9 protein-coding genes are annotated in these 14,841 nt (G+C 44.1%); 2 read left to right on the top strand and 7 right to left on the bottom strand.

What is annotated here, in order from left to right; all coding sequences use genetic code 11:
- Window positions 1-21 precede the first annotated feature (21 nt).
- A complete protein-coding gene (locus tag BLU80_RS13790; protein ID WP_091399631.1) occupies window positions 22-2,439 on the top strand; it encodes an alpha-ketoacid dehydrogenase subunit alpha/beta in 2,418 nt (805 codons plus the stop codon).
- Window positions 2,440-2,534: 95 nt separating this feature from the next.
- Here BLU80_RS13790 and BLU80_RS13785 read toward each other — a convergent pair whose 3' ends face one another.
- The 3 genes from BLU80_RS13785 to BLU80_RS13775 all read right to left on the bottom strand — a co-directional run bounded on the left by BLU80_RS13785 (window position 2,535) and on the right by BLU80_RS13775 (window position 6,431).
- Window positions 2,535-3,119: an RNA polymerase sigma factor gene (locus BLU80_RS13785; protein WP_091399629.1), complete on the bottom strand. Its 585-nt coding sequence runs from the start codon at window positions 3,117-3,119 to the stop codon at window positions 2,535-2,537.
- Between the two features lie 275 nt (window positions 3,120-3,394).
- The gene (locus BLU80_RS13780) at window positions 3,395-5,497 is read right to left on the bottom strand and encodes a glycoside hydrolase family 97 protein (RefSeq protein WP_091399628.1); all 2,103 of its coding nucleotides are present in this window, start codon (window positions 5,495-5,497) and stop codon (window positions 3,395-3,397) included.
- A 115-nt stretch (window positions 5,498-5,612) separates the two neighbouring features.
- Entirely contained in the window at window positions 5,613-6,431 is an 819-nt protein-coding gene (locus BLU80_RS13775) for a GDSL-type esterase/lipase family protein (RefSeq protein WP_211481853.1), read from the bottom strand.
- A 190-nt stretch (window positions 6,432-6,621) separates the two neighbouring features.
- On the opposite strand from BLU80_RS13775, the gene BLU80_RS13770 reads away from it, so the two are divergent.
- Window positions 6,622-7,128 carry an O-acetyl-ADP-ribose deacetylase gene (locus BLU80_RS13770; RefSeq protein WP_091399626.1) on the top strand — a complete coding sequence of 169 codons (507 nt, stop codon included), beginning with the start codon at window positions 6,622-6,624 and terminating at the stop codon, window positions 7,126-7,128.
- A gap of 8 nt (window positions 7,129-7,136) precedes the next feature.
- Here BLU80_RS13770 and BLU80_RS13765 read toward each other — a convergent pair whose 3' ends face one another.
- The 4 genes from BLU80_RS13765 to BLU80_RS13750 form a co-directional block, all read right to left on the bottom strand.
- Complete coding sequence (locus tag BLU80_RS13765) at window positions 7,137-8,363, bottom strand: glycoside hydrolase family 76 protein (RefSeq protein ID WP_091399625.1); 1,227 nt, start codon at window positions 8,361-8,363, stop codon at window positions 7,137-7,139.
- A 214-nt stretch (window positions 8,364-8,577) separates the two neighbouring features.
- Window positions 8,578-9,705 carry a SusE domain-containing protein gene (locus BLU80_RS13760; RefSeq protein ID WP_091399623.1) on the bottom strand — a complete coding sequence of 376 codons (1,128 nt, stop codon included), beginning with the start codon at window positions 9,703-9,705 and terminating at the stop codon, window positions 8,578-8,580.
- Between the two features lie 75 nt (window positions 9,706-9,780).
- Window positions 9,781-11,439, bottom strand: a complete 1,659-nt coding sequence (locus BLU80_RS13755) for a RagB/SusD family nutrient uptake outer membrane protein (protein ID WP_211481852.1) — start codon at window positions 11,437-11,439, stop codon at window positions 9,781-9,783.
- A gap of 11 nt (window positions 11,440-11,450) precedes the next feature.
- Window positions 11,451-14,837: a TonB-dependent receptor gene (locus BLU80_RS13750; RefSeq protein ID WP_211481851.1), complete on the bottom strand. Its 3,387-nt coding sequence runs from the start codon at window positions 14,835-14,837 to the stop codon at window positions 11,451-11,453.
- Between the last annotated feature and the right edge of the window lie 4 nt (window positions 14,838-14,841).

Here is a 14,841-nt window from a genome sequence, read left to right as displayed (position 1 = left end):
AAAAAACATTATTTTTAGCGCATGGAAAATCTAACGATGAATATGGAAAATAACGAAATGCTGTCCTTTGAAGATTTTAAAGACTCGGTACTAAACGACTACCGCATAGCGGTTGAGAGCAGAGAAGCCAGTCTTTTAGGTCGCAGAGAAGTACTGACCGGAAAGGCTAAATTCGGTGTATTCGGGGACGGCAAAGAAGTCGTCCAGGTGGCAGTAGCCCGTTTTTTCAAGCCGGGCGATTTTCGTTCAGGTTATTACAGGGATCAGACGCTGGCCTTTGCAACCGGCATGGGCACGATACAACAGTTTTTTGCTCAAATGTACGCCGATGCCAATATCGAACATGAACCGCTGAGCGGTGGCCGCAATATGGTGAGCCATTATACGACACCTAATGTGGATGAAAATGGGGATTGGCTTCCATTGGCAGATATGAAAAATACGGCTTCCGATATGGCCCCTACTGCAGGACAAATGCCCCGGGCATTAGGCCTTGCATTTGCCTCCAGAGCTTTCAGAAACAATCCGGCCCTACAGCAACAGCAGTTTAAAAAGCTGTCCAATAACGGCAGTGAAGTCTGCTTTGCCACCATTGGAGATGCCGCCACTTCTGAAGGCCATTTCTGGGAAATCATGAATGCAGCCGGCGTCCTTCAGGTTCCGCTGGCAGCTTTCGTCTGGGATGACGGTTATGGTATTTCTGTGCCCACCAGCCGCCAGACCACAAAGGGGTCTATTTCCAGTGCCATGGCAGGCCTTCAAAAAGAAGCGGGCACCAATGGTATTGATATATATACGATCAAGGGCTGGGATTATGTCAGTTTATGTGAGGTTCTGGAACCGGCCATCGAAAAAATCAGAACAACACATACGCCTGCCCTCTTTCATATAGAGGAGCTCACTCAACCACAGGGACATTCTACTTCCGGTAGCCACGAACGCTACAAATCCCAGGCAAGATTACAATGGGAAAGAGAATGGGATTGTCTGAAAAAAATGAAAGAATGGATGCTTTCCACCGGCCTGGCCACTGCAGAAGAAATTGAAGAGATTCATCATAAGGCCAAAAAGAAAGTAAAGCATGCCAGAAACGAAGCCTGGGAAGCTTATGTGCAGCCGCTGATTCAAGAAGCTCAAAAAGCAGGCGCATTGATACAGGAGGTTGCGGGATCAACAGCCGCCGGCAAACCTAAAATCAAGGACCGCCTGCAGCAGCTGGCAGACCAGTTAATACTCCATAAAGACCCGCTGCGTAAAGACATCCTAACAGCAGTGGCAGAAGCATTGGAAGCCCTGCAATACAACACCACCGTACCGGCGGCGAGGGCACTGCTGGATTACCAGCAGCAGACCACCAGAGCGTGGAACGTATTATATGATAAATATGAATATGACCGGGGACCTAAATCTCATAAAAATGTCCAGATCATACCAGCGGATATACCAGCAGATGCACCTTCCATTAATGGCTTTGAAATTTTAAATAAATACTTTGATCAGCTCTTTGCCTCCAATCCGGCGGTAATGGCATTCGGAGAAGATCTGGGCAAGATCGGTGATGTTAACCAGGGATATGCAGGGCTGCAAAATAAGCATGGGGAAGAAAGGATTTTTGATACGGGCATCAGGGAACTGGCCATTATGGGCGAAGGAATTGGCCTGGCTTTAAGAGGGCTGCGCCCTATTGCCGAAATACAGTACCTGGATTATCTGTTATATGGTTTGGAACCTTTAAGTGATGATGTGGCTTCCTTACATTACCGTACAGCCGGCAAACAAAGCTGTCCGATTATCGTACGTACCAGAGGACACCGGCTGGAAGGTATTTTCCACAGCGGTTCTCCCATGGGAATGATTATTAATGCCCTTCGTGGTTTCTATGTCTGCGTTCCCCGCAATATGACACAGGCAGCCGGCATGTATAATACCATCCTAAAGACCAATACTCCGGCCTTAATGATTGAGTGCTTAAACGGTTACCGGTTAAAGGAGAAACTACCTGATAATTTAAATGAATTTACCGTACCGCTGGGCATACCGGAAACCCTTAGACTGGGTACCGATATAACTATCGTATCCTACGGTTCGGTGCTGCGCATCATTCAGGAAGCTGCGCAGCGACTGGAGAAATTAGGAATTGATTGCGAGATCCTCGACGTGCAGACGCTGCTGCCCTTTGACACGGAGCATCTGATCCGCCAATCGCTGGCCAAGACCAGCCGGATACTGTTTGTTGATGAAGACGTGCCGGGAGGGGCCTCTGCCTATATGTTCCAGCATGTCATGGAAATCCAGAAAGGCTACCAGTTACTGGATGTGGCCCCGAGAACACTTTCAGGGAAAAATCATAAACCGGCCTATGCCAGCGATGGAGATTATTTTAGCAAACCCAATGTAGAACAGATTATTCAGACCGTCAGAGAAATGATGGCTGAATAAGGATGATTTAATCTGCAAGTCAACAGAGACAAAAACGCCTGGATATTATTGTAAAATATCACAGGCGTTTTGTTTTACAAATACCTCTGGCAATTTTATGCCAATCCCTGAATCAACAACCTGTACTCATGCAGTTCGTCTTTAAATATTTTCAGGGCTTTTCCGATATGCTTTTCTACCGTACTCAAAGAGATATCCAGTTTTTGAGAGATGGCCTTCTGACTTAACCCTTCCCTTCTGCTGAGCATAAATACCTGCCGGCATTTTCTGGGAAGCTGGTCATAGACCCTGTCCAGTTTATGAGATAATTCCTTGACTTCCAATGAGGAAAAATCGGTTTTGCATAAAGGGAACGGAAAAACGGTTTTGCTGTAATGAATGCGAACAGCCTTTGACCGGTATTCATTCATGATTTTAAAACGGATCGCCTTGTTTAAATAGGCGCTCAAAGAACAGCTTATTTCTAATTTATCCAGATTCTGATAAAGCGCTACAAATATCTCCTGTACTAAATCCTCTGCTAAAGGCTTAGATTCCAGTTTTTTATAAGCGATATTCAACAATAAAGGGAAATAGGTATGATAAATCTCTGCAAAGGCCTTTGGATCCTTTCTGGCCCTTTTAATCAACAGATTGTCTGCTGAAATTTCCGAAAAATTATTCGCATTGTGCATCATCATCCGGTTAATTTATTTTGTTAAAAATAAGGCTAGTTACAAGAATAAACAAATCTTTTTTGGCTTATCACTAACATTTTAATAACAAAAATATGTATCCACCTCAAAAAAAGCATTCCCAACCCTACAAATGACGATTCCAACGGCAACCTGCAGTAACTTGTTTTTAAGAAATCAGGGGGTAAACTGTTATAGAACCTTACAAAAAAAACCGGTGTTTTAAACAGGTCTTAGCCCCATTTAAAACACCGGTTCTTTATAAAACTTTGTCGCAGTTGCTATTGTTTGGTCAACCTGGCCACATATCCGCCGCCAGCTACCATTTGGATCACCAATGGATCACCTTTTTTCACTTTAATGACTTTTTCAGCAAAATCTTTGGCATTTTGATCTGCATTGGGACCATCCTGCCAGATATGCATCGAATAAGTTGTCCCCTCCGGTAAAAAGTCCAGATTCAGGTTTAAGGAGGCCGGCTTCTCCCCTGTCATCGCACCGATATACCAGTCTCCGTTCAGTGCTTCTCTGGCAATAGCGGCCTGCTGCCCTACTTCACCTGCCAGTCCTATACTCTGATTCCAGACCGTAGGTACATTTGATAAGAATGCCATACACTTCGGATTCTCTATATAATGGGTAGGGATATCGCACAGCATCTGTAGCGGGCTTTCATAAAGCACATACATGGCCATCTGATTGCATCTGGTCCCCATCGTATTGGGTTCAGATGGCTGGATGGAAAACTGCTTTTCACTTTGGTTATGCATGCCGCCGGGGGTAAAGTCCATAGGGCCTGCCGCCATCCGTATAAAGGGTATAGTCACAGTATGTTTGGGTGTCACCAGCTTGGAAAATTTGCTCATTTCATTGCCCAGCACACCTTCAGACGTCATTACATTGGGCAGGGAGCGCATCCAGCCAGTTGGTTTATAGGCTCCGTGAAAATCCACCATGAGATGCCTTTTGGCGGCTTCCCTGGCGACCTGTTCATAATAGTCAACCATTTTCTGGTCATCGCGCTGCATAAAATCCACTTTAATCCCCTTAATCCCCCAGGCAGCAAAACTATCCAGTGCCATTTGCATTTGCTGATCCAGCACCAGCCAGCTGGACCATAATAAAACACCGACATGTTTACTGGCTGCATATTTAGCCAGCTGCTGTACATGGATGCCGGCTTTCTGATCCATGAGATCTCTGGTATTACACCAGCCTTCATCCAGCAATACATATTCTATATTATGCGCTGCGGCAAAATCGATATAATACATATACGTACTGTCATTAATTCCTGCCCTGAATGGTACATTATATACATTATTAAAATGCCACCAATCCCACTGTACCTTACCTGGCTTTACCCAGCTGTAATCCCCGGTTGCGGGTCTGGCAAACTGATATACCAGTTGATTGGTCAGTAAATCCTTGGGGGCATTTTCCACCATCACCACCCGCCATGGGAATGTTCTTTCTCCATTTATTTTTGCCTGGTAGCTTTCTGTGGAAAGGACACGCTGGTCCCGGTCACTGGTTATTTTAAGTTCCTTTGGATAAGCAGGAAATACGGCATGGATATTACCTGTTCCTGCCGCACCGTTTTTAACCCACATACCGCTGTAATCAAACAAGTCCGATTCGGTCAACAGTAGCTGTACCCCATTCACCTGGAACAAAACAGGTAAACTGGCCAGCTTATCTGCCCCCATGGTGTCCAGGCGGTATTCTTTATACTGCCTTTCATTATGGGAATAAAAGCCAGCTTCCTCGGGATAAAAAGTCTTGGCGTCAACAGGCAGATTCCAGTTGGCCGTTTCTGATTCTACCACACCGGAGGCTGGCTGATGGCTGACCCAACGCCAGCCAAACCCTCTGTCATAAGCCCGCCACTGCAGCGAAAGACCGTTTTTAAAATCAATATCCAGACTATTATAATCGTCGTCAATGACGGCTGATTTCTGCGCTATAACCGCACGGAGCTGATCATGTACTTCCTTTTTACCCGTTTTCTTAATATTCCACTCTGGCGCCTCCTGCTTTCCGCTGGCTAGGTCCGGTTTTATCTGAAGGGCCAACTCTGAGCTGTTGATTAGTGGCTTATCGTCCAGGCTGGCCGCATAACTCAGTGTAGTATTCGACACTTTTATATCCAGTCGCAGGTGCCCCCCGGGAGCCGTAAGCGTCAATTGATTTACCTTTTGTTTCCCTGCTTTTTGTGCCCGGGCGCCGGTCGTTATACATCCAATACTTCCCATTAATAAAAGAACACCGCAAATGCGCCTGATCTTAAATATAAAGGGTCGCCTAGAAGGAGTGCCGAGTGCTTTTGCAAAGAGCTGCCCTCCTGCCAAGGGAGTTAATAATCCTTTTTTCATAGAATCCATAAGATGAAATATTTATAAGAAATAAAACAAAAAAGCAAACATTCAATAAAAAGATAACAGGATGCTTAAGGAACCACTACAAGTAATCAATCATAGCAGCGGTCACTTTATCCTTTTAATCCGGATTTTTAAAGGCAGCCTTATAAATGGCTTTTGCCCACTTATCACCCAGCACAGTGGAACCGCTATTATCAGGATGCAAATAAAAGATACCCTGATGACCTTTTTCCGGCTTCATGGCATGCGCATAATTTTTCTTAAAATAAGAAAATGCGGTTTTATCTCCCAGTAAAACACTGCCTGGTTTTTCTTTTTTATAAGATGCGACCAAAGCGCTCAGTACCGGTTGATAGCTTAACAATCTTTCCCGGCCGGCTTTTAAATACTTGGACCCGTTATAGGTATTATCGCTATACCACGGAGCTTCTTGCAATACGATTTTACACGCCGGATACAACACCAGCAAACGATCAATTATAACAGTCAGATTCTGCCGGTATCTATCCGGAGTAACAGGAGCACCATTAGGGCCCTCTATTGCGCTGTCATTCGTTCCCAGCATAATGGAAAAAACCAGCAAATCAGTTTTTCTCTGTTCCTCTGACAACTGTTGAATATCCCTGTTAAATCCATCTGCCGCCTGGACGGCACGGTTAAAATTTCCTGTACCCGGCAGAAAATCCACCGTGGTGGCCCCGCTTTTTCCTGCATTAAAAAAATGGACATTTTTCACCAGCGGCATCTGTTTCAGGTAACTGGCTGCTATAACGGGAGGCGCAAACTGATCCCTGTCAGTTACACCGGCACCAAAAGTGATACTATCTCCTATAAATACAATGTGGAGGCTTTTTTCTTTCACTCCGTTAAAGCTGCAGATTAAAGCAAAAACCGCGATTAACAACCAACGATTTCCCTTTGTAAGCTTGCCCATCATAGTCAATCGTTTTTAAATTCATTTCTTCAATGCAAAGGTTTGCACTGCCTGTGTCCGGAAAGATACAGTTTATATTATATATATTTTAGTTTTCAAGCAAAGAAATAATTTTTATTTTTTGCAAAGGCCTAACTTCCTGCTGCCGCATTTTATATTACTTTTATAAGCCTGTTCACCTAACCCCATTTCCATGATTGAAGTCATCAAAGGTGATATCACAAAAGTATCAGCAGATATTATTGTAAACGCAGCCAATAACACGCTGCTTGGAGGCGGAGGCGTGGATGGTGCCATTCACCGGGCAGCAGGAAAAGCTATTTTGGAGCAATGCCTCCACATCCGCCATGGGCAAGGTGGTTGTAAAACCGGCGAAGCGGTGATTACCACTGCCGGTCATCTAAATGCACGCTATATCATTCATACGGTAGGCCCCCTCTATCAAGATGGCCACCACAGGGAAGCGGCCCTTTTGGCCGCCTGCTATAAAAACAGTTTAATGCTCGCGCTCCGCTATGCGGCACACAGCATCGCTTTTCCCAATATTTCCACCGGCATTTACGGATATCCAAAGCAGCAGGCAGCAAGCATTGCCATTGCCACCGTCCGCGCGTTTTTAGGTGAGTATACCCAAATAAAAAAAGTTCTCTTTGTCTGTTACGACCAAGAGAACTTTACACTATACTCAAATTTATTGTAATGAACTGCTTATTTCAAATACCCTTCTTTAGCAAGCAGGGCCATGGCTTCCATCGTTGTGGCGCCGCTGATGGCACTCCTTAAATCACCCCAGACTTCTGCATCACCCGGGTTTTTCCACCAGGAATAACTGAATTTAATATCCGGACTTTTCTGAGTCCCTTCTTCCCACAGATACAAAGCGTTATTTTCTAAAAAGGCTATATATCTGGCACGGTCCGAATCGGATAATTCAGGACGCTGAATCAGTAAGGTAAAATAACGAACAAAGATCCCCTTGAACAGATTCACATCATTTCCTCCGCCGCCGCCACTTTGTTCTCCATAATCCGTTAATACGCCGTAGGTTTTATTAATATTATGGGTAATGGCATAATCAGTTACACTTTTGGCATCATGAAAATAACTGGTATCCTTGGTAATGTCATATAATTCCAGTGCTGCACCCAAAAAGGTACCTACATCATAAGAATAGTCATTATTGGTATTATTAATATTTTCAAATACCCTGCCTGAAGAGATAATCGTGCGGTAATATTTCATCCAATTATAGATTCTTTCCGCCCACTGCAAATCATTCATGCCATTATACTGTTCCTCAGGATAAAGCTTATATCTTCTGGCAGCGATAATAGCTGCCGGACCGTTGGCCGGGATTCCTTTACCCTCTCCCAGGTCATCAGATTCTTTTCTCCATTTAATACCACCGCCATCATAATCTGACCAGCCCTGGGTGATCCATCCCCATAACGCTTTAGAGGAAGCGGCATACCGGTGGTCTCCAGTGGCCTCCAGCGCCCGCATATGCGCCAGGCAATGCCAGCCCATATCATCATAAAAATCATTCTCCCAGTCATCACTGTACCAGTTTTTCTTACGCACGCCTTCATACCAGTCATAAATGGCCTGTTTATACACATCGGACTTGGTTCTGAGATAGGCGTCTACCAGCACATCCAGCCCGTGGGCTTCCGGCCAGTAATCATTCCAGACAATCTCTCCGTCATAGGTATTATTAAAAACATGACTCGTCTTATTCCAATACCTGGCAACAAAGGAACTGGTACTGCTGTCGGCAGCCGCTGTCCAGTTCACCGGATAAAAATCTGGTTTGGAAGTTTCATCCCCGTTATAAGGATCGATATATTTTTCACAGGAACAAAAAGCCAGCAGCATACTGACAGATAACAGCAGCGCAAATGCTTTCAGAGGCCTGTATTTATAAAATGTATTCATGCTCAAAAATTTTACTTTACAATTGGTGCGGTAGCGTTAGCCATCCATAATGGCTTTTTTAATTTTTTAAAACCTGCCCTTTTAAAAAGACCGGTGCTCTGCCGAACAAAAGGGCAGGTTGTTTATAGAAAATCAAAGTCAGAAACCTGCATCCATTGCTTATTTTATTATTATTTATTTGGCGTTACCGCCTTATCCCGTGCTGTGAATTACGCTATTTAACCGTATGTGTGTAAGGTGCCGTCCCTTGCAAAAGCAGGGTAACAGTAATGCTCTTACCATCAAAACTGTGATTAAATTTCCACTTATGATCCCATTGAGAGGTCTGATCCAGCAGGGTCACATAGTAGTAAGAAGCCGGGGAACTCGCATCAGGAGGACTATCGCTATCTATTTTAGTTCCCAGCTGTTCAGTGCCGGCAGATGTCTCCATCTGGAATTTATAACGCTCATCCAGCCCCCAGCTTTCCTGTTTCAAATGAAGGGTAGTCGTTCCGGACCAGATACCGAGGCCCTGATAATCCAGGTTCAAAATAATGGAATTGGTAGGACTGAAAAATACGCCCATGCTCTTGATCTCTGTCATTGTCGTCCCTTTATTGGTAAAGTCGACGGTAATTCTGTAAATACCATCACTGGCCACCTGGGAGCTTTCATCACCGGTCGCTTCAGCCAGTTTCCCGTCATCATTGATATAATAGGTACTTGGTGTTCCGGAAATACGGTCTACGAACTTATATCCTGCTGCTGCCTTCAGTTTGGTATAAATCTCAAACTTACCATCGCTCACTTTAGTCATTTGAATGGCTTTGTCCAGGTTATCGCCTGTTTCTGATCCTTCACCTGTTACATACACGTTATCCGGAATCACCTCAAACCCTTCCAGCCTTTTGACAATCAGTTTATTTTTCTGAGAAGATACCGCAGAACTGATTCCCCGCCAGGAAGAAACGGACCAATAAATCGTACCGGTTTCTCCCGTTGGTATACCGGCAGCAGAGGCTGCTTTATTGATATCTATATGCGTAATGTTCGCATAAAGTTCTTCTCCGGTATTGTCAGAAGCGACCCGGTAAACCGGATTAATTGTATCTGCTTCGGCATAAAAATCTACCTCATAGCTGACGAGCTGACCATCCTGAGCATGGCTGGGCGCCCATTGAAACAGCAGAGCAGCGCCTGCCTGTGTGCTTAAAGTAATTTGCTGATTATCTGCAGGTGCATAGAGCTGATCTACCGCAGTAACCTTAGGATCTTTATATTCCATATCACTTTTCTTGCAGCCTGTCACAAGGCTTAGAAAAGCAAGCACGATAAAAATTTTTGGCATGATTGTTTTCATCTCTTTACTTTTAATTGTTTATGATTAGTCCGGTTGTTCTTATCCAAAAACACCCTTCTAACAGTTTAATAATTTTTAATAGCCTGGGTTATTAGGTTTTAAATTCGGGTTCAGGTCCATCTGATCGAGTGGAACGGACCATATGTAATCTCTTGTATCACTAAACTGATACTGTGCTACCCGGATATATCCCCCATCCACGCTCTGATCGCTGCCAGCGAACTTAAAGCCATGCATATAGCCATTTAAAACATCCTGACCAATTTTCCAGCGTTTAATATCAAACCAGCGAAGGCCTTCCATGGCCAGCTCTACGCGGCGTTCATTTCTGATATCTTCTCTCAGCTCACTCTGGCTTTTGGTAGAAGGATAATCCAGCGCTGCGGCAGCGGTAAATCCGGCGCGCGCTCTAATGGCCCGGATGGTTGCATCCCACTCTGTCTCATTTATTTTACCGAGTTCATTACAGGCCTCAGCATACATAAGCAATACGTCTGCATAACGGAACATAATGATATTCAGACCTGATTCATAATTATCACTCATCGTCCAGTCAAAATATTTATGCACATAATAACCGGTCTTGGTCTGCCTGTCAACCGGACTGATATAGGAATCATCCGTACCACTGCCTTTGGCAGTCCTGATGATATCTATGGATCCGTCTTTATTCAGCCATTTATAGTTATCATAGACAATTGTCGCATATAACCTGGGATCTCTATTTACATATGGATCACTCTCTTTGTAACTTGGATCTTTACCGGTACCTTTCACAGGTAAGCCGTTCAGGGTCATATAAGCGTCCACCAGTTCCTGAGTAGGATTATCAGATGAAATCTCCGCTTTTTTAGAAATGGGCGCCATGGATTTCATGGTAGACCAGGTTTTAAGATTGGGCACATAAGTCATATCCAAAATCACTTCGCTGTTATATTCCTGTTCCGGAGTAAAGAGCATAAAATAACTCATGGCCTTATCGGCATTATAAGTAAATAGGCTATAGTGCCCGTAGGTATCCTGATCATTAATCATTTCTCCGGTTAATTCCTTCACCTTCTGGTAATTATTCTCATACAGATAAGCTCTGGCCTGAAAAGCCACCGCAGCGCCAAGGGTAATGCGTCCTCTTTCGTCCTCACTTAAATTATCGGAAACAGGCAGATTCCCGGCTTTAATGATATCATCCAGTTCGCTGTGAATAAAAGCCATCACCTCCGACTTAGGGGTTCTTTTTACGTTGTAGGCATCGTCCAGCGTAATCTCATCGGTAAAGAAAGGAACATCCCCATAATAATTGACCAACCTAAAATAGATAAAGGCCCGGATAAAACGAATCTCATCAATCATACGATTTTTAGTCGTTTCGTCGATATCCTGAATCCGGTCAATATTGTCCAAAAAAACCAGGCAGGTTTTAATACCACCGTAATCATTTTTCCATTGATTAGCAAAAAGGCTCAAAGCCGGCGTGGCCTCCCCCCTTCTGATGGAAAATGGATCACTCGTGCCATAGGTGTGCACGAGGTTATCGCTCAGCTGTTCATCCTGCCACATGGTTCCGGCACTATACATTTGATTATAGGCCATATTTAATACCAGTTTTGCTTTACTGGCCGAGGTCCAGTAACTCTCATCCGTAAACTTATCCGTTGGGCTGACCGTTAGTTTCTGGCAGGAAAAAAACAGGGTTACCGTCAAAACGGTTATTATTATATATATCGCTTTTTTCATTTTCATTCAGTTTAAAAATTGATATTAATACCACCACCGTAAAACTTCAGGGTCGGATAGTTTCTACCACTGTTTCCGCCACTGGAGTTCAACAGATTATCAAACTCTGTTGATTCCGGATCGATAAATGAATTCGGAGAGAACGTAAATGGATTTTGCATATTGATAAATGCACGTACTGATTTAAGTCCCCATTTACCCGTCAGTTTACCGGGCAGTGTATAACCTAACTGAATATTTTTAACCCGAATATATTTGGCATTCAATAACACCGCATCACTGGGACGTCCCCAGTTATTAGAAAAAGAGGAAGAATTATCCGTGGTTAACCTTGGATACCGGGCATCTGTATTGGTAACAGTCCAGGTGTCCAGCTCATGCTGGAAAATAACCGGATACCAGGCTCCGTTATGAAATGGCATGAAAATATCCCCTCTTAAAGACTGCAGTCTTTTACCAACCCCCTGAATCAAAACAGCAAAATCAAAGCCTTTATAATTCAGGCTATAGTTCAACCCAAAATTATAATGCGGAAAGCCGTCTCCCAGATACTGGCGGTCGTTATCGTCAATAATGCCATCTCCGTTTCTGTCTACATATTTGACATCACCCGGCTGTGGAGAAACACCCACCGGTATGGCAGAATTAGCAATTTCTTCCTTACTCTGGAACAGACCGTCCGTTTTTAAGCCGTAATAGGCCCCCAGCGGCAGTCCGTTTTGCTGAATAAAGCCGACATTATCAATCACCCTGATTTGCGGATTGCCTAAATCCAGCGCCTTATTTTGCGTATTGCCGATATTAAAGGATGCGGAGTGGCTGACTTCCCCTGTTTTAAACTGATAATTGAAGGTCACTTCCCAGCCTCTGTTCTCCATAGAACCGATATTCACATCTCCTAGTGTGGTACCCAAAACAGACGGTGTTATCGGACTTAACAGGATATCATTCGTCTTATTATAGAAATAGTCCAGATTAACGGTCAGCCGGTCATTAAAAAAGCCCAGATCCGCTCCTATGTTTCTGGTATTTACTTTTTCCCATTTTAAATCGGGGCTTCCAATCTGAAATCCAGTCCCGGAGTATATCGTATTATCAAAACCCACTACATTAGAATACACCGTATAAGTCGTAAAATACTGATAATCGGCGATTTCCTGATTGCCTAAAATCCCCCAGGAACCGCGCAGTTTTAAGCTACCTACATTATCCTTGTAGGACTGCATAAACGGTTCTTCCGACACGCGCCAGCCCAGGGATAAAGAAGGGAAGACACCCCATTGGTTCTCTTTGGGGAAACGGGTAGAGCCGTCACTTCTAATGGTAAATTCCGCAGAATACTTTCTGTCATAACTATAATCCAGACGTCCGAATACGGACTGAATCACCCTTTTCAGCGTCCCGTTTACCTGGGTTCTGCTATTGTCAAAAGTGGTCTGGTTATCTCCCTCAGAAACAGGCGTTCCTAAATCAGGATCAGTAAATTCCGTGATCACCTGCATGGATTTATTATTAACGACTTCCTGAGAAACGCCGGCCATGGCCGCAATTTCATGCTTGCCGAAGTTTTTGTTGTAATCCAGCAGGAATTGTGCATTGATATACACATTTTTTGAGGAATAGTTTTCCGTATTACGGGTCGTATTATTGAGGACAGGTTCAGTACTCTCAATACTATTATAGGTAGGATATTGCAGGTTACGCACAAAATTCCAGTTGGAGTTCAGATCATATCCGAAAACGCCTCTGGCCTTTAAATCATTAGTGATGGTAAAATCCAGAGCAGTTCCTACATTCACCCAGTCATTATTATGTTTGTTATAACCTCCCAACTCTAAAGCGGCAGCTGTATTGGTTCCCACTGAACTGACGATATATCTGCCATCATCAGAGAGTGGATTATTATAATAGTATTTAGGCGTACGACTGGCATCCGCAATTTTAAAACCGGCATTTGCCTGATCTCCTTTACCATCATTGCGCACGTACCCTAAAATCACATTTAATTTGAGTCTTTTGTACTCCGTGGTATAATTTGTACGCAGGGTATAACGCTGGATGCCGTAACCCGGTCCGATAAAATTGCTGCCCTGACCGAAGTAACTACCGGAAACATTATAACTGCTGGCAGCTGACCCGCCTGAAACACTGGCATCATAGCGCTGCTGAGCGGCGTTTTTAAAGATATAATCCATCATCCATGGTGCATCCTTATGATCTTTAAGATCCTGAATCTGCTCGGGCGTAAAAGCAGGACTGTTGCCGCCATTGGTCAGGGCCACATTCAGTAATGTCGCATTTTGCCAGCCTTCTACCGGATGATATAAAATATCAGCCGTCTGCACGCCTCCCGAAGCCCCTAATTTTATATTGGGTGCCATATTCTTAGCGCCATGTTTGGTGGTAATCAAAATAACCCCGCTGGCAGACCTGGAACCATAAATCGCTGCCGTACCAGCATCCTTTAAGATGGATATTTTATCAATATCATTAGGGTTCAGGCTATTCATATTATTGATATCAGAAATCATTCCGTCAATCACCACCAGCGGTGATGCATTCGTTTTGGTATTTAATCCTCTGATATTAATGTTGATCGCGTTATTATTGGGGTCCATGCTCTTTTGCTGGATAAGCAAACTGGGTGCCTGCCCCTGCAAGGCCTGCGTCAGGTTACCTACCGGTCGGTTTTCAATATTCTTATTGGTCACCTGATCAACCGCGCCAATCAGTTTCTCTCTGGTGGTGGTACCATACCCTACAATCACCACATCGTTTAATGCAGTGGGTTTACTGTGCAAAGTAACATTTAGTTGTGTGGACTCACCCACCATGAGCTGCTCGGTTTCATAACCCACATAGTTAAAGATCAGCACATCTCCTTTTTTGGCCATGATCAGATAACGACCCTCCGCATCCGTAATTGTCCCCTGAGAAGTCCCTTTCAACAGCACCGAAACACCGCCTATCGGATGGCCCGTACTGTCTGTAACAATACCTTCAATCTGTTGTTGCTGCATAAAAATCTGACTGCCGATGGCCGTTGTGGCAACAGACTTTCTGGCTACAATTAAAATCGTCTTATCCTCAATCTGATAGCCCAAAGGCTGATTTTCAAAACACTGTTTCAATACTTCCTGTATACCGACTGCACGCACATGCAGGGTCACCGGTTTTGATTTATCCAGCGTGCCCGCCTTATAGAAAAAAACATAACCACTTTGTTCCTTAATGGTACTCAGCACCGTTTTTAAAGGGGCATCCTCAAAAGAACAGGTAATATTTTGTGACCGGACCCGGCCACTGGCCTCCAATGCAGCCACAAAGATCAACGAAAGCACCAGCTTTATTGATAAAAGCAATTGCCTTCGTCCAATGGACGAAACACTTCTAAGCATACTT

The organism is Arachidicoccus rhizosphaerae, assembly GCF_900107765.1.
Taxonomy (GTDB): domain Bacteria; phylum Bacteroidota; class Bacteroidia; order Chitinophagales; family Chitinophagaceae; genus Arachidicoccus; species Arachidicoccus rhizosphaerae.
The sequence above is the reverse complement of the archived record's forward strand: the minus strand, read 5'-3'. Positions and strand labels throughout refer to the sequence as shown.

Coding starts and splice junctions, on each gene's coding strand:
- BLU80_RS13755 (WP_211481852.1), bottom strand. CDS start 11,439: ATGAAAAAAGCGATATATATAATAATAACCGTTTTGACGGTAACCCTG.
- BLU80_RS13750 (WP_211481851.1), bottom strand. CDS start 14,837: ATGCTTAGAAGTGTTTCGTCCATTGGACGAAGGCAATTGCTTTTATCA.
- BLU80_RS13780 (WP_091399628.1), bottom strand. CDS start 5,497: ATGGATTCTATGAAAAAAGGATTATTAACTCCCTTGGCAGGAGGGCAG.
- BLU80_RS13775 (WP_211481853.1), bottom strand. CDS start 6,431: ATGATGGGCAAGCTTACAAAGGGAAATCGTTGGTTGTTAATCGCGGTT.
- BLU80_RS13765 (WP_091399625.1), bottom strand. CDS start 8,363: ATGAATACATTTTATAAATACAGGCCTCTGAAAGCATTTGCGCTGCTG.
- BLU80_RS13760 (WP_091399623.1), bottom strand. CDS start 9,705: ATGAAAACAATCATGCCAAAAATTTTTATCGTGCTTGCTTTTCTAAGC.
- BLU80_RS13785 (WP_091399629.1), bottom strand. CDS start 3,119: ATGATGATGCACAATGCGAATAATTTTTCGGAAATTTCAGCAGACAAT.
- BLU80_RS13770 (WP_091399626.1), top strand. CDS start 6,622: ATGATTGAAGTCATCAAAGGTGATATCACAAAAGTATCAGCAGATATT.
- BLU80_RS13790 (WP_091399631.1), top strand. CDS start 22: ATGGAAAATCTAACGATGAATATGGAAAATAACGAAATGCTGTCCTTT.